Below are 21,719 nucleotides of genomic sequence, written 5' to 3'. Positions count from 1 at the left end.
GATCCATGAATTATGAACAGGCCATTAAAGTGGCAGAAGTCAGAGGAGAAGAAGTTGTCCCCACGGTGTGCGGCATGTGCGGTCCCGGCGGGCCGGGTGGGGGATGCGGTATCTACGCCTTCAGCAAAAACGGAAAATTCCTCCGTGTGGCCGGCATGGACGAATGCCCAAACAACAGGGGCGCTCTTTGTGCCAAGGCCCATACGGCACCCCAGTGGGTCTATTCCCGGGATCGGCTGACCCATCCCCTGCGGCGTATCGGCAGAAAAGGAGAGGGTAAATTCGAAAAAATCAGCTGGGATGAGGCCATCGCCCATATCGCCGAGGTTCTGCTGGGCCAGAAGCGAGAATACGGTCCCGAGTCCCTGGCCATCCTTTCCCCGGCCAAACGCTCCTACAGCGAATACCTGCAACGGTTTGCCGTTGTTCACGGAACCCCCAACTATGGGCACAGCGGCATCTGCGTGCTACAACGCGTTTTTGCCTTCATGTACACGGTGGCGGACTGGCCCCTGCCGGACACCGCCAACAGCGATCTCATTATCTACTGGGGGCGGCAGCCCATCTACTCGGGCCCGGTGTCCTCTGCGGCAAGGGCTTTTCTGGAGGCCACCCAACGGGGGGCGCACATCATTGCCATCAAGCCATCCGTGGAACCGGATGCAGGCATGGCCGATACCTGGGTACCTGTCAGGCCGGGCACAGATGCGGCCCTGGCCCTGGCCATGCTGCATGTGGTGCTCAAAGAGGACCTGATCGACCATGATTTTGTTGCCCGTTGGTGCTACGGCTTTGAGTCCCTAAAGGCGCACGTCCGGCAATATTCCCCCGAATGGGCACAAATCATCACAGGCGTACCCGCAACCCAGATCAAAGGAGTCGCCAGGGCCTATGCTACCTGTCCCAGGGCCGCCATCGACGTGGGCAACGGCCTGGAACACGCCCCTTCGGCCGGAGATGCCGTCCGGGCCATCGCCATGCTCATGGCCGTCACAGGGCACCTTGACCGGCCCGGAACCAACCTGTTGAAACTGCCGCCCCCCAAGGCCCCCGGGGACATTACCCTCAAGCACAGGTTTACCCGAGAGCTTGTGGATAAGTTGGTCGCCCCGGAGTTCCCCAAATATTTCCAGCCCTTTCTGGAAGGTCCGACTTCGGCCTACTACCGGATATGGGAAAGCGTGCTGACCCAAACCCCCTACCCGGTCCGGGGCATCATTGCTCCGGGAACCCAGCCCCTGGCCAGCACCCGGGGAACCCGTAACGTTCTGGCAGCACTTGAACGACTCGATTTTTTTGTGGTGCTGGATGTGGCCCGTACCCCGGAAATCCCCTGGGCCGATATTGTTATGCCCGTGGCCACCGGATATGAGACCGACCATCCCTTTCAATATGGCCCTAACTGGCTCATGTCCACCAATCGGGTCATCAACCCGTTGGGACCGTACAAATCCATGTTCGAATTTTTCCTGGATCTGGGTAAGGCCATGGACTATGGTGACGACTTCTGGCAGGGGGACATCACGGCCTGCATGGATGAGCAACTGGCACCTTTGGGTGTGGATATGGCAGGGCTGCGGCAGCACCCAGTCGGCCTGGCGTTTTCTTCTGCCAGGCATGAATACGAAAAATTCGACCGGGTGTTCCAGCGTCCCAGCACCCGGCTGGATAAGGGTCCCTTTTTACCCCAGGGCAAGGTGGCTCTCTACAACACCACCTTTGAACAGGCCGGCTATCCACCCATGCCCGAATGGCGGGAACCGCCGGAAGGCATTACGGCCACGCCGGATCTTACCCGAACCTATCCGCTGATTTTTTCCGATTATCATACATCCAAAAACTTCAGCGCATCCTGGCAGCGGAACGTACCCTTCCTGCGCGAACTCGAGCCCGACCCTATGCTACACATCCACCCGGACACTGCCGGTACCAGAGACATCAAGGACGGGGACTGGATCAAAGTCACCTCGCCCCATGGATGGCTCAGGGTCAGGGCACAACTGTACCCGGGCATCCGTCCGGATACGGTGATGCTTCTCCACGGCTGGTGGCAGGGATGCGAGGAGCTTAAAATGGCGGATTATCCGCTGACCGATGGTGGCGCCAACGTCAATATCATGTACAGTGTGGACCCTGAAAAAGCCTATGATCCCATGGTGACGGCCATGACCAGTCAGACGCTGGTTGAGGTGGAAAAATGCAGGAGGACGAAATGAACGATTTGACACGGGAATACATGATCAAATTTTATCCTGAAAGGTGCATCCAGTGCCACGGGTGTGAAACCGCCTGCAAGATGTGGCGTGGTCTGCCCTATGGTGTCCAGTACCGCAGGGTGATCAATCTATGGGAAGGCAGCTACCCCGGGGTAAAAAGCCATGGTCTTTCCCTCTCCTGCCTGCACTGCAGCGATCCGGCCTGTGCAGAGGTATGCCCGGTGGAGGCCATTTTAAAACAGGCGGAGGACGGCCGGGTACGGGTGGATACGACCCTCTGTATCGGATGCAGGGCCTGCGCCGAAGCGTGTCCTTTTGGTGTGCCCCAGTTCGGAGAGGATCAGGTGATGCAAAAATGCGATCTCTGTGTCGGTCAGGCCCTGGCAGGCACGGATCCGCCATGCGTGGCCACCTGCCCGGGAAGGGCCCTGGTTCTGGAAGAAGTGACTCTGGAGGAAAAAAAAGCGTATGAAACCTTTGTGGCTAAAGCGCTTAAAGGGAATGGATAAGGACCCCAGGGGACAGCCACCCCTGGGGTCCATCCCTTAACTTTACCATTGAAAGCCAACCTGAATGCCAAAATGCCAGACGATTGTTTCAGATGGACCGGCCATGGCCCCGGGTCAGGCGATCTGCCACAGCATTACCCCCTGGCAAATGGTCTGTTTCTGATGGAAAATGCCATCCACGGCCTGGCTTGTGACATGGGCCTTCAACTTTTCCCGGATTTCCGGAGTGACATCCACAGCCCCCTGGACAAAAAAGCTGATGTTTTCGACTGCTTCATCAATGGTTTCATCCCGGTCATGGGTCCAGACATTGAAATCGATCTGGGGGCGGTACCCCAGGGCGTAAACATAGCTGAAGGGATAGATAAAATCCCACGAGGATGATTCAAGCACCTGTCCGGTAATGTTCTGCCACAGATTATTGTAACAGCTCCGCCACCCCCCACCTGAAAAAGTGCTTAAATAGCAGAATTTACGGGAGGCCTTCATGGCCTTGTTCAATGTTTCCGGATCCCGAACCCCCGGACTCATGGAAGCAAAAACCAGATCAAACTGGCCGGACAGTCCCTCTTTTTCCACATCCACATCCTGCCATGCTCTCTGATCAATGCGGAGTTGATCGGAATGAATGCCCCTGGCAGCCATTTTCTCCCTTAGTATTTTCACCATGCCGCCGGAAGGCTCAACAGCCACCACTTCCGCCCCCATTTCCACCATGGGAATGGCCCAGTTGCCCGGTCCTGACCCGATATCAAGGATGCGGTTTCCGGCCTGAAGCGCACCCGCGTTCTCCAGCATGGAAAAGATGCGCTCTTTTCGTAAAACAGCCTCCGGGCTGACGGTTCTTTTGTCAAAGCTCGGGGCACGCTGGTCCCATTTTTTAATATGATCCTGGCTTTCCTTTGTTTCCGGATCATTCTTTAACTCTTTCTGCCACAGATCTTTCCAGACCGTTTGGTTTTGCAATGGAAATAAATTCATATCGATCCTGTTCAAAGTATTTACGATAGGCTGAGTATTATACATCCGTCCTTTTTTTCAGCCCTTACTTTTTCCATGTGACGGAGTGTTGCAAAATCTCGTTTCAACTCCTCCTCGGAAAGCTTAAGCCGTTCCGCAAGTTCCTGGCGTTCAAGGCCACCGGTTTCTTTTAAAACCTGCAGGATCCGTGTCTGCACCGGGGTTAAATCCGGCTGGGAACCGGGTTTATCCGAAAAGGACTTGGCGCAGCATGCAGCCCATGGATCGCATACCTTCAACGGAGAAAGTACGGTCATGTAGCAATCCTCGCAGATCACCTGCCTTTGAATTCCCTTTCATCGTTTTCAGGAATGACTGCGCCACATTCTTCACATTTCAGTGGTCGTTTTTGGGTTATCATGGTTACCTCCCTTTATTTTGTATGAAATTTTTAAATAAACTTGAAGGACCAAATTTCCATATTTAATGTGGACCCAACCCTGGCCGTGGGAAACCAGGGACAGTCTGCAACCGTTATAAATCGAGTAATTTCATGAGAACCTTGACGGCTTTGGCAGCATGCCGCCGGAGACTTTCCCGGGACGGAGGCGCATGCAGGCCGGTAAGTACAGGCATGCGCAGGGAAAGAAGAATGTCGAGAAAAACGCCAATCTCGTATTCGGCGTCTTCTATGTTAAATCTGTCCTTTAAAAATTGTGAAAGGCGGGTTCTCATCCGTCGGGGACCCATGGCATAAAAGACGCGGGTTATTTCAGGCACCATGGGGCCCTCGGATACCAGCAAACGGATGTTTGCCAGATGCTCTTTGGACAAATGTCTTTCAATGAATCCGGTTGCAAAGGTTTCCAAGGCCTCTGTGGGATCTTCCAGGTTCAGTGCCTCCTGGAAATCATGGGTGGTCGCCTCCAGGCGATTCAGGTCCAGAGCCGCCTTGAAAAGGGCCTCCTTCGAATCGAAATACCGGTATACCGTTTGTTTGGTGACACCGGCCTTGTCGGCAATTTTATCCATACTGGTACCGATGAAGCCATTGGATTGAAACAACGCTTGCGCGGCTTTAACGATGCTGTTTAACTTTAACTTTTTCTTTAACTCTATTTTTTTCATGGGCGGTTTACCTCTATTCCCACCAACAATTCCATGGCCCGTATAATTTCGAAAAAACATACTACTTGGTATGATTTATGTCAAGGGATCGTCGTGAAAGAAAGGGATTGAGAAGAGGATCGTTTTAAGAAGATTCCTTTTTAAAGGTCAGAAACGAAAAAAACACCATGACCGTCAACCCTGCCATGAACACCAGGGGAAAACAGGCAAACACGTCCATGAATACCTGGTTTTCCATGACAACGGAATCCACCGCCCCCATGGAAACAGATTCAAGAGCCGTGCGATGAACCTTTAAGGCCAGGGCATACGCCACCCCCAACACCCCGTAGGAAACATTGTAAATCAGTCCCTTGAATTCGGGGTAGAGTAGAGCACTGATTTAGCCGGTTTTTTTGGCCCTTTATATATTCGAGACGCCTTGCCGCACGCGGCTACTACGTGTTCCAAATACCTTGCACCCTCAGTGCTCCCTCATCAAACCGTGCATACGGTTCTCCCGTACATGGCTTTCCGGTGTTCTTCATTGTAAGGCTTGCGCCCTTTTCCACTTTGCGTAAGTTGGAATTCTATACAAATACAGCTTGTTGTAAAGAAAATCTGTAGAGAACCGTTTATACCCATTTGTCCGGGTAGGGCTTGATCATAAGATGGGCCACGGGGTAGCAAAAGAAAATAAATTTATGAGAAAAATAGATAGACAAAAATAGCCCGGTCTGAGAATAGATATTGCGCCAACAAAAACTATTCTAAATAAAGGAACAACAGACCGAGCATGACCATTACATACTCTGAGTCTTCTCAAAAAGCAAATCTGAAAAAGAGGTGGGATAGAGACGACGTCTCCATGAAAATTATTGATTTTCAAACCCACAAAGAAAAACTCAGCCAGCGGGAGTTTGCTAAAGATAACGGTGTTCCCCGTACGACGCTCCAAAATTGGCTGAACCGTATGAACCGAATTGATGCGGATCCGTCCATGGTCTCTTTTTTTGAGAGCCCGGCAGGGGTTAAATTTTTACATATCCTGATTCAGGCTCTCCATTTTGAATTCACCAAGGTAGGTTGTGCCAGCCTTCGGAATATATCTAACTTCCTGGAGTTAACCCAATTATCAAGCTTTGTGGCTTCATCCTACGGCACCCATCAAAAGATTTCGGATGAAATAGACATCATGATAGGCCAGTTCGGTGATATGGAAAAAGCTCGTCTTTCAATACTGATGCCTGAAAAACGGATCACCCTGTGTGAAGACGAAACCTTTCATCCTCAGATCTGCCTTGTGGCTATTGAGCCTGACTCCAACTATATCATCCTTGAAAGATATGAAAAGAATCGCTCGGGAGATACCTGGAACCAGGCGGTGATCGAGGCGATTGCTAATCTCCCCGTCAAGGTTCTCCAGGGTACCAGCGATGAGGGGAAAGGACTGATCTATCATGTTACCAAAGGTCTGAACGGCCATCACTCCCCAGATCTTTTTCATGTAATGTATGAAATCAGCAGGGGAACCGGAGCTCCACTCTCTGCCGCAATCCGAAAGGCCGAAAAAGAACATGAAAAAAGTGAAAAGACAGTCCATGGGGCACTGAAAAGTAAAGAAGATTTTGAAAACCTTGTTAAACGGCCCGTTGGCAGGCATCCCGACTTTGATAAAAGAATCTCCATTTGTCAGAAAAAAGAACAAGAAGCAAGAGCCTCTCTGGATAAGACAAGGGGAAACCGGGAAACTGTTTCAAAAGCAAGAAAGGAAATAAGCACGGCTTATCATCCCTACGACTCTCTCACAGGTGCAAGGCGGGACTCAGCCTCTGTAAGTATTCAACTGAAAGGGTGTTTTAATTAAATCCGGGAAGAGACAGAAGACTTGGCAGATCGATGCAAGGAACGAATTGAGAAGGCCTGGCGCGTCACCGAAAAGATGACAGCAACCATTGCATTTTTTTTTTGGATGGTCGAATCGCTTGTCAACAAGATGGCTTTGACTGATGACCAACGCGAATTAATGCACAACTGGTTGATTCCGGGCTTTTACCTCCACAAAGTTGCCCAAAAGGAGACGGACCCCGAACAAAGAGGGAAAATTCGACAAAAATCACAGGAATTACTTTCAGTCTTGAAGGACAAAACCGGGCCTCTTTCCGGATTTGATGATTGTGAAATCGACTCTATGGTAAGAACTGCCAAGGAGTGTGCTGGACTTTTTCAAAGATCAAGTTCCTGTGTAGAAGGACGAAATGCTCAACTATCTTTGCATCACCATGGAATGCACCGCCTGAGTGATCGAAAAATGAAGGGTTTGACGGTAATTCATAACTTCCATTTAAAAAGGCCTGACGGGACCACTGCGGCAGAACGATTTTTTGAAAACAAACCGATCAACATGTTTGAATGGCTTGTTGAAAATATGCCTTTACCTGCAAGGCCAAGAAGTAGAATAAAAATGGTGAGTTAGTGAGAATGGCCGATCTTATGATCAACCCCGATATGTTAAAAAATGTCATTATCTGCTTTCTTCGTCACCTTGGCGACCTCATCACCGCTGAGCACTTCTTTTTCTTTCAAGAGTTCAGCAAGAGCATCAAGAGTAGATCTTTTTTTTGTGAGAATTTGAGTCGCCTGTTCATGAGCTTCTTCCACCAAGGTGCGAACCTCACTATCGATAAGCTTGGCGGTTTCTTCACTATAATTTCGTTCTTCCTGGCCCTGAACGCCAAGATACATGAGTTGTTGCCGTTTGCCGTAGGTGAGCGGCCCGAGATTATCGCTCATGCCGAACTGGCAGACCATGGCACGGGCAATTTCACTCGCTCTTTCCAGATCGTTTTGAGCCCCGCTAGAAATATCCCCAAAAGCGATCTCTTCGGCTACCCTTCCGCCAAGCAAAATGGTGAGTTGGTCCTTAAGTTCATTTTTGGTAGAAAGAAATTTTTCATCCACAGGCAGCTGCATGGTATAGCCAAGGGCTGCAACTCCCCGTGGAATGATCGAAACCTTGTGCACAGGCGTACCGGTAGGCACAGTAACCGCCACCAAAGTATGGCCGGATTCATGGAATGCCACCCTTTTCTTTTCCTCATTATTTAAAACCCGATGTTTTTTTTCCGGCCCGGCAACAATCCGGTCGATGGCAGCTTCGAAATCTTCCATGGTTACCCGGTCATGGTTTTCCCGCACCGCACCAATAGCAGCTTCGTTGGCGATATTTTCCAGGTCTGCTCCGACAAAACCCGGAGTACGCTGGGCCACCACATGCAGGTCGACATCCTCAGCCATTTCGATTTTGGAGCTATGGAGTTTCAGAATGGCTTCTCTATCTTTGAGATCAGGTTTGTCAACAATGATCTGCCGATCAAACCGGCCTGCTCGAAGCAATGCCTTATCCAAAATATCAGGCCGGTTGGTCGCTGCCATCACCACAACTCCGACGGAAGTATCAAAACCATCCATTTCTGAGAGTAATTGATTCAGGGTCTGCTCTCGCTCGTCATGGCCTCCCATCATCGGTCCAATGCCGCGGGCTCCACCGATGGCGTCGATTTCATCAATAAAGATGATGCAAGGTGCCTTCTGGCGCGCCTGTTCAAAAAGTTCCCGTACCCTGGCCGCACCGACGCCGACAAACATTTCGATAAACTCGGAACCGGCGATGGAAAAAAAGGGAACCTTGGCCTCGCCGGCTACGGCCCTTGCCAACAGAGTCTTGCCGGTTCCGGGAGGTCCGGCAAGCAAAACCCCTTTGGGCATCCTTCCTCCCAGCCGCTGCACGCGTTCCGGATCCTTCAAAAAAGCGACGTTTTCAAGCAATTCCTCCTTAGTCTCTTCGGCACCCGCTACATCGTCAAAGGTGACGTTCAGAGTCGATTCTGCGTGAATATGAACCCGGTTGCCGGCTATACTGAGAAAGCCCTTGCCTCCCTGGCCCATGCGGCGGGTAATCCATGTCCAGACCAGAAAAAGCATCCCAAAAGGAATGACCCAATTCACCAAGAAATTACCGAACCAGTTGCTACCCCTGCTGACCGAATATTCAACTCCGTGTTTTTCAAGGTTCTGTGCCAACTCATTATTCAAGAGAGGTACGGTAATAAAACGTCGGGGACTATTGGTTGTTTTATCTTTCAACTTCAGAGTACCGGAGATATATTTGTCGGTGACTTTAGCCTCAGCTACTTCATTCTTTTCCACGTAGGCGATAAATTTGCTGTAGGGAATCTCCTCTTTTTTAACTTCCAGATAACCCTGCCACAAATAAAAAGAGAGAACCACAAATATAATATAAGCCCAGAGATTGAAGTTGGGCTGTTGCCAGAATTTGCTTGCACCCGGCTTGTTGATTTCGATCTCCGGTGTTCTGTGTTCTGTTTTAAAATTTGTTTTATTCATCACACGTCCTTTTTTAAGTTGATCGTGATTTCGTATTGATCATCTTCGGAGATTTTTTTGATGGTAAACCTTTCTTTTCTGGCCAGAGACAGCATGGTCGTATTTTCTGCCAAAACCCGGCCCCAGACCGATTCGATCCCGCGTTCTCGAGCGATGGGTATACAGTTCTCCAGAAGTGTTGCCCCAACCCCTTTTCCCTGCCAGGGATCTCCAACCACAATGCCGAGTTCCGCTTTCCGGCTACCGGGAACTTGGGTCAGGCGGCACACCCCGATCATTTTTTCACCCGCTTTTTCTGCCTTCAGAGCAACCAGAACCGCATCCTGGTCGTAATCAATCTGGGTTAATCGGGCCAGAATCTTATGCGGCAGATTTGTTATCATTCGGGAAAATCGTTGAAAAATACTTTTTGGGGATAATGTATGGAACAATTCCAGCAGAAGAGGTTCGTCTTCGGGCTTAATGGGCCGAACAAAAATGTTCAGTCCTCCCCGCGTCACTGTTTTACGTTCATACTGATTTGGATAGGCGCTAATGATCAGGTGAAGGGGAGATGGAATATCGGAGGATTTGACAAGCACTCGCGCATCTACAGCAATAAAACAATTTTCCTTCAGAATCAGCGGATTAATGTCCAGCTCGACAATCTCGGGAAAATCCGTGACCAACTGTGACAGGCTGATGATAATTTCTTCCAGTCGCTCAAGATCCGCCGCCGGCCGGTTTCGGTAGCCCTTTAACAATTGATACACCCGGGTACTCTGAATGAGCCGACGGACGAGGAGACGATTCAGGGGTGGCAGGGCGATGGCCTGGTCTTTGAGAATTTCAGTCATGATACCGCCCATCCCGAACAGGATGACCGGCCCGAATACCGGATCTTTTTTAGCACCCAGAATCAACTCGTAATCCGAAGGTTTCAACATTGACTGGATCGTTACACCCGTCACTTCCGCCGCCGGATTATAACGCTTTGCAGCAGCAATGATACCAGCGAATGCATCCCGGATGGCAGCTTCATTGTTCAGGTTCAGTCGAACGCCGTTGGCGTCGGTCTTGTGGGTGATGTCTTTGGAAAAAATTTTCATGGCCACCGGATAACCGATTTCATTGGCCAGGCGAACCGCTTCCTTGAGAGAGGTTGCTACCTCGGTCCGATTCACCGGAATGCCGTAGGCAGTTAAAAGACTTTTGGATTCGATTTCCGACAGAAACCGCGACTCTTCGTTGGGCATTCCCCGAATAATTGCTTCAGCTTTTTTCCTGTTAAAGGCAAAGGTATGCACACGTTTTTGTGGTGTTTCCTGGAGCAATTCTATATTGCGGGTATAGGCATGCAGCAGGTGAAAGGCCTGGATTGCCCGCTCCGGTGTTTCATAGGTAGGAATGCCGGCCCGGTTAAATATTTTCCGTCCCTTTTCTACCTCTTCGCCACCCATCCAGACTGCAAAAACAGGTATGGGGCAATCCTTTAACAGGTCAATCAGCACGTTGGCCACGTTGACAGAAGAACTCACGGCTTGGGGGGCATAGATGACCATGAGACCATCAATTTCCGGCGCTGCAATGCAAATCTCAACGGCCTGACGAAATCGTTCTGGAATAGCATCTCCCAGAATATCGATGGGGTTTTCCCGGCTCCAGAACAGCGGCAGTTTTTTGTCCAGTTTTTGTATCGTCATGGAACTTAAGGGCACCGGCGCGAAGTCCAGTTCGGCCATGGCGTCTGCGGCCATAACCCCGGGACCGCCTGCATTGGTTACCACCGCAAGCCCGGACCCTTTAGGCACCGGTTGTTTGGCCACCAGTTCGGCGCAGTCAAAAAGTTCCTGAATGGTTTTCACACACACAATCCCTGCCCGATCAAAAGCTGCATCATAAATAGCGCCTTCACCGGCCATGGCTCCCGTATGTGAGGCTGCAGCCTTTGCACCGGCTGCGCTTCTTCCCGACTTCAGCACCACGATCGGCTTGATGCGGGAGACCGCCCTGGCGGAGCTCATAAAGTGCCGCGCATGGGTAATGCTTTCAATATAAAGTACAATGCTGCTTACATCCGGGTCGTTACCCAGGTAGTCGATCAGATCACCGAAATCGACATCCAGCATGGAACCGATACTGACAAAATGACTGAATCCAATGCGTTCCTTAAGCGAAAGGTCAAGAATCGCACTCATCAGTGCCCCACTCTGGGAAATAAAGGCCATTTTCCCCGGCAACGGCTTTTCATCTGCAAAGGTAGCGTAAAGTTGAGTTCCCGTGCAAATGACACCGGCACAATTGGGGCCGATAATCCGAATGCCGCCTTTTTGGGCCTCTTTGCTGATTTCCCCCTCGAGTTCTCGACCCTTCTCGCCGATCTCTTTACCGCCGGCGGAGATAATAATAGCACCGCCCACGTTTGCTTTTGCACAGTCCCGTATGACAGAAGGAACCGTTTGCATGGGTGTGGCGATGACTGCCAGATCTATTGGTTCACCTATCTGTTCAACAGACACAAAGGCTTTTAACCCATCAATTGTCCGGTGGTTAGGATTGACTGGGAAAAGTTTTCCCTGGTATGCACCTGCCTGCAAATTCCTTATCAGGGCAAAGCCGATACTGCCTGCTTTTTCGCTGGCCCCAATGACAGCGATGGAATTGGGCTTGAAGATTTTATCCAGATTTGAAGTTTCCATTTTGAGTTCTCTCCAGCGATCCTATACGGACTGGGCAAAGTTAAATTACCCAGTCCGTCTTCGGAAATAATGAGTCAAACCTGGGGAAGGTTGCAACGGATTTAATTTACTTCACTTCAATTTTAAGTTCTTTTGTCTTAGATTCCTCGGTTTTTGGCAGCGTGATCTTCAACACCCCTTTGTCAAAGGTTGTTGTCACCTTGTCCTCCTGAATCTTGGCCGGAAGCTGGAAGGAACGCTGAAACTCGCCATAATACCTTTCAGAGTAATGCCGCTGTTCCGTTTTCTCTTCTTTTTCTTCCTTTCTTTCTCCCCGAATGGTCAGAAGGTTACCTGAAAGGGTGACTTGAATGTCCTTGGCGTCCACACCGGGCAGTTCGGCTTTGACAATGACAGCGCCTTTCGTCTCGGAAATGTCTGCCGAGGGTGTCCAGTCCTTGCCAAAGGATTGAGCAAGCGCCCCTTCACTAAAAAAATCACTGAACAGATCATTCATCTCTTTACGAAAGAGTTCCATTTCTCTGAGTGGTTTGTATTTAATGAGACTCATAACCATACCTCCTAAATTATTTTTCATCCGGCATTTCCGGACGGGGGTTCTTTTTTTGTTTACTTAACCTTCCCCCAGGTTCGTTGCGATCAGTAACCGACCGTTGTTATTCGTATGTAAAGCATAGAGTATGCCAATATTGATTGTGATAATATTTGTTAAGATATAGGTTTGTTATACAACAGGTCTTCAGGAAAGAAGGATAAAACCATGCTGAAATACTTCCTGTGTCGCAGGAATGCTTCTTGTCCGGCAGGAATTTTACTGTCTTGCATAAAACTGCCAGTCAGGCTCCCAACGCTCCATTTACACCAGGAAAACATCCTGTAAAGGCCTTTATACAATATGCAAAAAGCCAGCATTGATTATTCTTGTAACCTTAGGAGGTCCAAGGATGAAATTGAATACCCAGCAGATGAAATCTTTACCCTCTTTTTTTAAAGAGATTACCGATCCATGAAAGGAAGGAGGATATCTCTTTTTATTGGTTCTCGGTGGATTGGTGTGAGAGAGATACTAAATTTCGAAATCAAAAAAACAAGGCCAGAAGATATAAATTAGGATAGTTACAGAGACAAGCGAAATGTAGGATACATGTATGGCGTTTCATCATATGATCAAATCAGAAGAATCCTCTCCTTTTTGAGAATTTCCCCGGATATCTTTAAGGCTCCTATCCCTGGTCACAATAACATCCACGCCAGCATCCGAAAAGACATAACCGGGCCCTTTTCCTTTAAACCCTTTAGGTGTGTAGACAGTATCTATGCCGTCTTCGAGGAGCCACTCGCTGACTTTGATCCCTTTACCCTTCTCCTCTCCAGCAAAAGGATTGCGGTGGTATGCCTCCGAAAGAAGGGTGCCGTCACGGTCCCTGACCGTGGCAATATAAAAGTAAGGCGCATCTCCAAAATGCTCGGAGAGTCCCTGCATGTCATCATTTAATGGAACAGCCAGGGTGCGGGTCTCTTTTTTTTGAGGTTCATAATGGATCAGGATATGATCCACATGGAAAACCTGCTTTTTGATTTCCCCCTCGATTGCGCGGCTAACCGCAGAGGCTTTTTCAAGATTTCTGGCCTTGATGACGATATCGGCCTCAATAAACTTGTAACGACCGGAATTTCTTCCCCAGAGACTGTTGATTAAAACTACTCTGGGGTCCTTTAGGATGATGGTTTTTACTCTATCCATGGTCTCAAAATCAAGCGAAGCATCCAGCAGGACCCGAAAGGCATCAACAAAAATGCCGGCCCCGGCCTTGAAAACGAATAAGACGACCAGGATTGCCGCCATCCTGTCTAAATCCAGACCAAACCACGCTCCCACAAGTCCGGCCAGGATCACGGAAGATGACAACATGTCTGTCCGAATATGTTTGGCATCAGCTATCAGACTCGGGGAGCCGATCTTTTTTCCCTGACGAAGCTCGTATCGAGAGAAGGGGCTACCGACATAACGCGGGACAGTTTGACCCGGAGATAAGAGTTTTGCAGTACCTAAGCCTCCATGAATCGAGGGGCCAGGAGAAGCCTATTTTTAAAGGGTGTCCCGGCTTAAATCGGTAGCCGATTTGTTACACAACAGGTCTTCAGGAAAGAAGGATAAAACCATACTGAAATACTTCCTGTGTCGCAGGAATGCTTCTTGTCCGGCAAGAATTTTATTGTCTTGCATAAAACTGCCAGTCAGGCTCCCACCGTTATCCATTTACACCAGGAGGATATATAATACTCGATGATCAAGTTTTTGTTAATTTGCCCAACTTCGGCGTTGGAAACAATTTTTAATCCTCAAAATATATTGTATATTCCTCCGGTTAAAAATTGTTTCCGCCTTGAATTTGAACAAATTCCCTAAAAACTTGATGATCGAGTAATAGAGGCCTTTATAAAATAGGCAAAAAGCTGGCATTGATTATGCTTATGAAAAAATAAGCACTGTACCATATAGGAGACAGATGGTCCAAAAAAATATCAAGGAGTTGAAGTGATAGACAGCTCCGAAAGGTGATATCATGCCAATCTATGAATTCAAGTGTCCCAACAACACCATCACAGAAAAGTTTGTGAAGATGGACACAAAAGAAATTGTGTGTCCAATGTGTCATCAAAAAGCTAAAAAGATACTATCCTCCTGTTCCTTTAGATTAAAAGGGGGGGGATGGTTTGCCGATGGTTATTCCCATGGAAAAGGAGCTAAAAAGGTCAAACCCTCAGGGGGATGAGTATGAATATGGATCAGAGTTTTGAGCAGGTTAAACGACATGAGCTGAAATCCCTGCATAACAGTGCCGTTTCACACGCTATAGGGCAGGTGCTGTTGAACCTGCTGCTGCTCACTTTGGGAAGTATTTTATGTGCCATCTCTATCAATGGGATTTTGATCCCCAATGGTTTCCTCAGTTCAGGCCTTGCGGGGTTGGTTCTTATCCTGCATTACCTGTTTCCATTTCTGCCGGTTTCGACTCTCTATTTTCTCTTGAATATTCCTATTTTTGCTTTGGGGTGGGAATTTGTGGGACGACGCTTTTTCTTTTACAGCCTGGCCGGCATGACAATTTTTTCAGGTTCTCTGGCGTGGTCCCATGTTTTGTTTCCGGTTCAGGATATGCTTTGCAGTGCCTTGCTGGCGGGAATTTTATCAGGTGTCGGAGGGGGTATCACCTTGAAGTCACTGGGATCAGGTGGTGGCACCGATATTCTATCTGTAGCCTTGCTCAAGCGGTTTTCCGTGCGCCTGGGAACCACCGCACTGGCTTTCAACTGCATGATATTGCTGGTAGGCGCCTTGTTTTTTCCCCTGGAAAAAGTCCTTTATACCTTGATATATATCTACGTATCTGCCCGTATCCTCAATCTGGTGGTCACTGGTTTAAGTCAAAGAAAGGCGGTAATGATCGTATCCAACCTCGGAGATGCAATATCCCGCAAAATTTTGGAGGAGACCAAGCATGGTGTGACAATTTTGCATGGTCAAGGCGCTTATTCGGGTCGAGATGAAAAAGTCCTGTATACCGTCGTCAATTTCCGAGAATTGTCACGGATAAAACGACTCATCCGCCAGATAGACCCGCAGGCCTTTATGGTAGTCAGCGATACACTGGAGGTGATGGGCCGGCGGATTGGTAATCAGCCCCAATATTAGCCAAATAAGCACGCAATTATAGACTCAGGAACACGCTATACCTCTATCATCACTCCCCCTCATCTTAATCTTACCCTCAGACATATTCTGCATGCTGGTTGTGAAATAGGCTCTTGTATGTAATTATACAAATCGATGCTATGAATCGGGATAAATATCCGGCCACTACGCATGGGTTAACAACAATTTTTTGATAGGATGGATATTTGTCAGATGATCTCAATCATGACAAACAAAATATTGCTGCAATTTCCAATTCCGCTGTCGAAATGGTAATGCAATTTTTGGACGGATCTCCCAGTGGCATCATTGCGTAAAACGAATCGAATACTAAGAACGCTGAATGAGTGCAGCCACACGTTAATCCGTGCCAAGGATGAATTTGAACTCATGCAGGACATCTGTCGGATTGTTGTGGAATTAGGGGGATACCGCTTGGCCTGGATTGGTTCTGCCGAAGACAACCAAGAACAGAGAGTACGACCAGTGGTGCACAGGGGATATGAAAAAGATTATCTAAAATTATTTAATATGACCTGGACCAACACCCAAAGGAGACGAGAGCCAACCGGCAGCGCCATTCGAAATAGCGCACCAAGCGTTTTTCAGAATATTCTCACCAATCCGAATTATGAAGTTTGGCGGAAAGAGGCGCTTAAAAGGGGTTATGCGTCGGCTGCCGCACTGCCGTTGAAAAAAAAGGATAAGCCGTTTGGTGCCCTGAGTATCTGTGCAGCAGAACCCAATGCCTTTGGTAAAGATGAACTTCAGCTGCTTGAGGAACTCGCCGGGGTGATCCGCACCGCCCTGGAAAATGAAACGAAAACACCAGCACAGGAACATTAAGCCATGGCCAAAATTCTCATTATTGACGATGACGAAGATATCTGCTACTCACTATCCCGCCTCGTCCGGCACATGAATCATGAAGCCGATTGTGCGACAACTCTGCAGGAAGGTCTGGAAAAAGTAAAATCTGAAGACATTGACGTATTGTTTCTCGATATTCGTATGCCTGATGGCAATGGACTGGACATATTACCGCAACTCCAAGCCCTTCCCGATGCACCTGAAGTGATCATCAGTACTGGATACGCTGACGCCGACGGGGCCGAATTAGCCATAAAAAGTGGTGCCTGGGACTACATCGAAAAAACCGCCTCGATCAAAGCTATTCGTCTTGCTCTCTCCCGGGCCCTGCAATACCGGAAGGAAAAGAAGGCCGCGCCTCTTGCCGATGTCGTGATGGCCCTCCAACATGAGAACATTATTGGGGATAGCCCTCAAATCCGTTCCTGTTTGGATATGGTGGCCCAGGCAGCCTTGAGTGATATCAACGTGCTGATTACTGGTGAGACCGGTACCGGCAAGGAATTGTTCGCCCAGGCTATTCATAATAACAGTGCGCGCTCAAAAAACAGTTTAGTCGTGGTGGATTGTGCTGCCTTGCCCGATACACTGGTGGAAAGCCTGTTATTCGGCCATCTCAAAGGAAGCTTTACCGGTGCCGATAAGGATCGCAATGGATTGATCCGACAGGCTGATGGGGGGACGCTGTTTCTGGATGAAGTGGGTGAATTGCCCTTATCTCTTCAGAAAGCATTTTTACGCGTTCTCCAGGAACATCGCTTTCGACCTATTGGTAGTAAATCCGAAATTAAAAGTGATTTTCGTCTGGTCGCGGCCACCAATCGGAATCTTGAATCCATGGTGACCGAGGGAACGTTTCGGAAAGATCTACTTTACCGCATCAGCGCCTTTACCCTCAATCTGCCGGCGTTAAAGGAGCGGCCCGCCGACATCAAAGCGCTGGCAAGATTTCACTCTGACCGTCTCTGTGAACGTACGGGTATTGCCCCCAAGGGGTTTTCGTCTGATTTTTTTGATGTTCTGGCAGCCTACAGCTGGCCGGGAAACATCCGGGAATTAATTAACACCATGGATCGTACTTTGACTGCAGCCCGTTACGAACCAACCTTATTTCCCAAGCACCTGCCGCCCCAAATTCGTATTCAGGCGGTTCGCCAGTCAGTGGCCCATCCCCATCAGCCGGCAGAAGAGAAGCCGACCGACACCAACTTTAAAATTTTCCCCCCGTTGCAGGATTTCCGTGAAGCCATCTACACCCAGGCCGAACAACAGTATCTCGCCGACTTAATGGATATTACAGACGGAAATATCAAAGAAGCCATCCGCATATCCGGCCTGTCCCAGTCCCGTCTGTACACCCTACTGAAAAAGCATAATATAAAAAGACATTTATAACCACCTGTCTCCTCGGGACAGCATTTTATGAATAACGGCGATGACTTCCTGATGATCGCTTTCCAGATCACCAATAAAGCGAGGATGAAATGTGTGGGCTTTCACCAGTAAAGCAGCATCTCTGGTCGGTACAATCAAGATGATGCGTGCATCTTTCATTAGATATCGGATAGACATGTGTATCATTAGTTCCTTGTCGTCTGCAGCAGCTAAAATTATGATCACACCCTGGGTCGGCGCATGGCGAAGTCGTGTGCAAAAGGCTGATACGGATGTATAGACCGAAATGTGAGGGAACGAAGCGCAAAGCACTTCGGCAAAATCGCCAGCAACATCTTGACTGTGATAGTAAATTATTTCCATATGGCCTTATTCCTCTTTTGCATTGACCTTCCTGTTTCTCTATGCATTTTTTATTTCTTCACAAGCATAATCAATGCCGACTATTTACCTATCGTATATCAAGACATCTACTGGATGTTCTCCTGGTATGCATCGGTGACGGTGAGTGCCTGGCCGACAGTGTTATATAAGACAGTAAAATTCTTGCCGAACAATAAGTATTCCTGCGATGCAGGAAATATTTCAACATGATTTTATCCTTCTTCCCTTATGAACTGTTCTGTAACCAATCTCATCTTGCAAATATCATCAACCTTTCTACTGGCACACTTTATGCTATTTTATTTAGGTAACAATGATCGGTTACCAGCCGCATTGAACCATTGGAAGGCCACGTGAACAAAAATAACAAGCATCTCCGTCTGGAAATGTCTAATAAGCATTGATTTAAGAGGTATGGTTATTCAGAGATTATTCAACAAATTATGATATAAAATATGCATACGCTCACAAGCGAAAGAAAGAGAGTGGGAACCATGAAAATTAGTCCCTACCCAGACACCGGGTAACGACGCACCCATCGGTGGATTGAAGGTAAGCACGAAAAACAGATGGTTCGCCACTCGTCCGTCAGGGACCGAGGATATCTGCAAAATCTACGCGGAAAACTTCAAAGAAACGGATCATCTGGACCGAAGCCTGGAGGAAGCACCGATGATCGTCGGCGATGCCCTCACCGCGTCTCCGTCGGAGTCTGGTATTGCATCCACATCAAAAATCAAGGAGAAACCATGAGCGAACAGACCCGTGTCAGCCACCCCCTCTATAACCTGCTCCCCACAGAAATCGAGGGCTTTGATTCCCTGGCCGAACTGGCTCTCGATATGAGCTGGTCTTGGAACCACGCAACCGACGAGGTGTGGCGAAAACTCGATCCCGAACTCTGGGAAATTACGCATAACCCCTGGGTTGTTCTGCAGACGGTCTCCCGTGACCGGATTGAGGGCGTATTGGCCGATCCTGTTTTTCGCAAAAATGTGGATACCCTTGTGCAGAAAAGAAAGCAGGAGGATGCTGCTCCAGCCTGGTTTCAGCAGCAGCATCAAAAGAGTCCGCTGACCTGTGTCGCCTATTTCAGCATGGAATTCATGTTGAGCGAGGCCCTACCCATCTACTCCGGCGGGCTCGGCAATGTCGCCGGCGATCAACTCAAGGCGGCAAGCGATCTGGGGGTACCGGTGGTCGGCGTCGGACTCCTCTATCAGCAGGGTTATTTCCGCCAAGTGATTGACAGAGACGGGTCGCAACAGGCCCTGTTCCCATATAATGATCCCGGTCAGCTCCCAATCACTCCTCTGCGCCGGCCCAACGGCGAGTGGTTGCGTTTCGAGATTGTTCTGCCTGGGTATTCTGTCTGGCTGCGGGCCTGGCAGGTTCAGGTGGGCAGGGTAAAGCTGTATCTGCTGGACAGCAACGATGCGGCCAACTACCCAGCTCATCGCGGGATTACCAGTGAGCTCTATGGCGGCGGGCCGGAACTGCGTCTCAAACAGGAACTGCTTCTCGGGATCGGTGGCTGGAGATTGCTTGGGGCCCTTGGTCTTAGGCCGGAAGTCTGTCATCTTAATGAAGGGCATGCCGCCTTTGCTGTTCTGGAGCGCACCCGCAGTTTCATGAAGGAGTCGGGCCAGCCCTTTGAGGTCGCCCTGGCAGCCACCCGGGCAGGCAACCTGTTCACCACCCACACAGCAGTAACCGCGGGCTTTGACCGTTTCACTCCGGTTCTGATCGAGGACTATCTCGGCGCGTATGCCAAGGACAAGCTCGGCATCACCACCCAAGATCTGTTGGCTCTGGGACGAAGGGATCCGCACGACGCCTCGGAAAATTTCAATATGGCCTATCTGGCAATCCGGGGGAGCGGCTCGATTAACGGCGTGAGTCGCCTGCACGGCAAAGTCAGCCGTCACCTCTTTGCGCCTCTCTTTCCCCGCTGGCCAGTGGAGGAAGTGCCTGTCGGACATGTAACCAACGGAGTCCACGCACCAAGCTGGGATTCGGCTCCGGCCGACAACCTCTGGACGGAGGCCTGTGGGAAAGATCGATGGATGAACACAATGGAAGATCTGGAACAGAACATTCGCCAGGTCTCCGATGCAAAGCTCTGGGATTTTCGTCTTGCCGCCGGCAAGTCTCTCGTTGCCTATGCCCGTGAGCGTTTGTCACGACAATTAGCCCTCGCCGGCATGTCTGCCAAAACAGTCGCCAAGGCCAGACATCTCTTTGATCCGGGAACCTTGACTCTGGGCTTTGCCCGTCGATTTGCAACCTATAAGCGCCCCAACCTGCTGCTGCACGATCCGGAACGACTACTTCGACTGCTCTCCAATCCAAAGCGGCCGGTACAACTGATCATTGCCGGCAAGGCCCATCCGGAAGACCTGGCCGGGCAGGCCATGATCCGGGAATGGATACGCTTTATCCACCGACCAGATGTACGGGCCCATATTGTTTTTTTGAGCGACTACGACATGCTGTTATCGGAGCAGCTGGTGCAAGGGGTCGACGTCTGGATCAACACGCCAAGGAGACCCTGGGAGGCATGTGGCACCAGCGGCATGAAAGTCCTCGTCAACGGCGGTCTCAACCTCTCCGAACTTGACGGTTGGTGGGCCGAAGCCTACACCCCCGAGGTAGGGTGGGCGCTTGGAGATGGCCTTGAGCATGGGGATAATCCGGCCTGGGATGCACTTGAGGCGGACGCACTCTACGACCTGCTTGAACAAAAGGTGATTCCGGAATTTTATACCCGGGATGAAAACGGCATTCCCACCGCCTGGGTAGCACGTATGCGGGAGAGCATGGCGACCTTGACGTCGCGTTTCTCGGCCAACCGCGCGGTTCGTGAATACACCAAGTACTACTATCTCCCGGCTGCTGCATCTCATCACTTGCGTACTGCCGATAAAGGCGAAAGCAGCAAACGAATGGTCGATTGGCGTCGGAGTCTGGAGCAGAGCTGGGCCATGGTGCGTTTCGGCGAAGTGAAGGTAGAAACGCACGGGGGTCAACACCTCTTTCAGGTTCAGGTTTCTCTTGGTGATCTCAATCCGGATGCCGTAGAGGTAGAGCTTTATGCGGATGGAAGCAACGGTGACAAACCGGTACGGCAACAGATGAAGCGTGTTCGTCAGCTGGTTGGAGCGGTCAGTGGCTATACCTACGGTGCTGCTGTGTCTGCAAGACGCCCGCAAACCGATTATACGGCACGAATCATACCGTACAGCGAAGGTGCTTCGGTTCCTCTTGAGGACGCACATATTTTATGGCAGCGGTGATTGGGCTTTTTGTGAGATTTACAAATAAACTGCGCCAACAGTAGCCCTTTGAGGGGATTTTTATATAAACCGGCACGGTCGGAGTGAGATATGGCATCCGGCCACAACGAACAATGAAACTCCGTCAACAGCCATGCTTAGGTGGAAATTTCTTATAACAGCCATGGGCTGACTTGGTCTATCAATACCGAGGCTCAACC

At 49.6% G+C, this 21,719-nt stretch carries 19 protein-coding genes; 10 read left to right on the top strand and 9 right to left on the bottom strand.

What is annotated here, in order from left to right; all coding sequences use genetic code 11:
* Positions 1-5: 5 nt before the first annotated feature.
* Entirely contained in the window at positions 6-2,216 is a 2,211-nt protein-coding gene (locus EYB58_RS04850) for a molybdopterin-containing oxidoreductase family protein (protein ID WP_111960206.1), read from the top strand.
* Positions 2,213-2,725 carry a 4Fe-4S dicluster domain-containing protein gene (locus tag EYB58_RS04845; RefSeq protein WP_242637558.1) on the top strand — a complete coding sequence of 171 codons (513 nt, stop codon included), beginning with the start codon at positions 2,213-2,215 and terminating at the stop codon, positions 2,723-2,725. The genes EYB58_RS04850 and EYB58_RS04845 overlap by 4 nt, the downstream gene beginning before the upstream one ends.
* 114 nt (positions 2,726-2,839) lie before the next feature.
* Here the strand turns inward: EYB58_RS04845 and EYB58_RS04840 are convergent, their stop codons facing one another.
* The 4 genes from EYB58_RS04840 to EYB58_RS04825 all read right to left on the bottom strand — a co-directional run bounded on the left by EYB58_RS04840 (position 2,840) and on the right by EYB58_RS04825 (position 5,129).
* Positions 2,840-3,706 carry a class I SAM-dependent methyltransferase gene (locus EYB58_RS04840; protein WP_111960210.1) on the bottom strand — a complete coding sequence of 289 codons (867 nt, stop codon included), beginning with the start codon at positions 3,704-3,706 and terminating at the stop codon, positions 2,840-2,842.
* A gap of 20 nt (positions 3,707-3,726) precedes the next feature.
* Positions 3,727-4,002 (bottom strand): helix-turn-helix domain-containing protein, encoded by a 276-nt coding sequence (locus EYB58_RS04835; protein ID WP_111960212.1) that lies wholly within the window; start codon positions 4,000-4,002, stop codon positions 3,727-3,729.
* A gap of 217 nt (positions 4,003-4,219) precedes the next feature.
* Positions 4,220-4,813: a TetR/AcrR family transcriptional regulator gene (locus tag EYB58_RS04830; RefSeq protein WP_111960214.1), complete on the bottom strand. Its 594-nt coding sequence runs from the start codon at positions 4,811-4,813 to the stop codon at positions 4,220-4,222.
* A 124-nt stretch (positions 4,814-4,937) separates the two neighbouring features.
* Entirely contained in the window at positions 4,938-5,129 is a 192-nt protein-coding gene (locus EYB58_RS04825) for a hypothetical protein (RefSeq protein ID WP_207309130.1), read from the bottom strand.
* Between the two features lie 459 nt (positions 5,130-5,588).
* On the opposite strand from EYB58_RS04825, the gene EYB58_RS04815 reads away from it, so the two are divergent.
* Both EYB58_RS04815 and EYB58_RS04810 read left to right on the top strand, forming a co-directional pair.
* Entirely contained in the window at positions 5,589-6,659 is a 1,071-nt protein-coding gene (locus tag EYB58_RS04815; protein ID WP_131072000.1) for a hypothetical protein, read from the top strand.
* Between the two features lie 21 nt (positions 6,660-6,680).
* A complete protein-coding gene (locus EYB58_RS04810) occupies positions 6,681-7,268 on the top strand; it encodes a DUF6399 domain-containing protein (RefSeq protein WP_131072010.1) in 588 nt (195 codons plus the stop codon).
* 35 nt (positions 7,269-7,303) lie between these two features.
* Here EYB58_RS04810 and ftsH read toward each other — a convergent pair whose 3' ends face one another.
* The 4 genes from ftsH to EYB58_RS04790 all read right to left on the bottom strand — a co-directional run bounded on the left by ftsH (position 7,304) and on the right by EYB58_RS04790 (position 13,942).
* Positions 7,304-9,199, bottom strand: a complete 1,896-nt coding sequence (gene ftsH / locus EYB58_RS04805) for an ATP-dependent zinc metalloprotease FtsH (RefSeq protein WP_111958010.1) — start codon at positions 9,197-9,199, stop codon at positions 7,304-7,306.
* On the bottom strand, positions 9,199-11,877 hold the full coding sequence (locus EYB58_RS04800) for a bifunctional acetate--CoA ligase family protein/GNAT family N-acetyltransferase (RefSeq protein WP_111958012.1): 2,679 nt from the start codon (positions 11,875-11,877) through the stop codon (positions 9,199-9,201). The genes ftsH and EYB58_RS04800 overlap by 1 nt, the downstream gene beginning before the upstream one ends.
* Positions 11,878-11,983: 106 nt before the next feature.
* Positions 11,984-12,427 (bottom strand): Hsp20/alpha crystallin family protein, encoded by a 444-nt coding sequence (locus EYB58_RS04795; RefSeq protein ID WP_111958014.1) that lies wholly within the window; start codon positions 12,425-12,427, stop codon positions 11,984-11,986.
* Positions 12,428-13,036: 609 nt separating this feature from the next.
* The gene (locus EYB58_RS04790) at positions 13,037-13,942 is read right to left on the bottom strand and encodes a cation diffusion facilitator family transporter (RefSeq protein ID WP_278186434.1); all 906 of its coding nucleotides are present in this window, start codon (positions 13,940-13,942) and stop codon (positions 13,037-13,039) included.
* A 502-nt stretch (positions 13,943-14,444) separates the two neighbouring features.
* On the opposite strand from EYB58_RS04790, the gene EYB58_RS04785 reads away from it, so the two are divergent.
* The 4 genes from EYB58_RS04785 to EYB58_RS04770 all read left to right on the top strand — a co-directional run bounded on the left by EYB58_RS04785 (position 14,445) and on the right by EYB58_RS04770 (position 17,839).
* Positions 14,445-14,654 carry an FmdB family zinc ribbon protein gene (locus tag EYB58_RS04785; RefSeq protein ID WP_111958018.1) on the top strand — a complete coding sequence of 70 codons (210 nt, stop codon included), beginning with the start codon at positions 14,445-14,447 and terminating at the stop codon, positions 14,652-14,654.
* A 2-nt stretch (positions 14,655-14,656) separates the two neighbouring features.
* A complete protein-coding gene (locus EYB58_RS04780; protein WP_242637557.1) occupies positions 14,657-15,574 on the top strand; it encodes a YitT family protein in 918 nt (305 codons plus the stop codon).
* A 300-nt stretch (positions 15,575-15,874) separates the two neighbouring features.
* The gene (locus EYB58_RS04775; protein ID WP_131072009.1) at positions 15,875-16,420 is read left to right on the top strand and encodes a GAF domain-containing protein; all 546 of its coding nucleotides are present in this window, start codon (positions 15,875-15,877) and stop codon (positions 16,418-16,420) included.
* A gap of 3 nt (positions 16,421-16,423) precedes the next feature.
* Complete coding sequence (locus tag EYB58_RS04770) at positions 16,424-17,839, top strand: sigma-54-dependent transcriptional regulator (protein ID WP_111958022.1); 1,416 nt, start codon at positions 16,424-16,426, stop codon at positions 17,837-17,839.
* Here EYB58_RS04770 and EYB58_RS04765 read toward each other — a convergent pair.
* Positions 17,834-18,202 (bottom strand): hypothetical protein, encoded by a 369-nt coding sequence (locus EYB58_RS04765; protein ID WP_111958024.1) that lies wholly within the window; start codon positions 18,200-18,202, stop codon positions 17,834-17,836. The two genes, EYB58_RS04770 and EYB58_RS04765, sit on opposite strands and share 6 nt — an antisense overlap.
* Positions 18,203-18,760: 558 nt before the next feature.
* On the opposite strand from EYB58_RS04765, the gene EYB58_RS04760 reads away from it, so the two are divergent.
* Positions 18,761-18,976: a hypothetical protein gene (locus tag EYB58_RS04760; RefSeq protein WP_111958026.1), complete on the top strand. Its 216-nt coding sequence runs from the start codon at positions 18,761-18,763 to the stop codon at positions 18,974-18,976.
* Positions 18,973-21,519: an alpha-glucan family phosphorylase gene (gene glgP, locus EYB58_RS04755; protein WP_111958028.1), complete on the top strand. Its 2,547-nt coding sequence runs from the start codon at positions 18,973-18,975 to the stop codon at positions 21,517-21,519. Before EYB58_RS04760 ends, glgP begins: the two co-directional genes overlap by 4 nt.
* Positions 21,520-21,719: the final 200 nt, after the last annotated feature.

The organism is Desulfobacter hydrogenophilus (assembly GCF_004319545.1).
GTDB lineage: Bacteria > Desulfobacterota > Desulfobacteria > Desulfobacterales > Desulfobacteraceae > Desulfobacter > Desulfobacter hydrogenophilus.
Note: the sequence above shows the minus strand (reverse complement) of the source record. Positions and strands in the feature narration are given on the sequence as shown.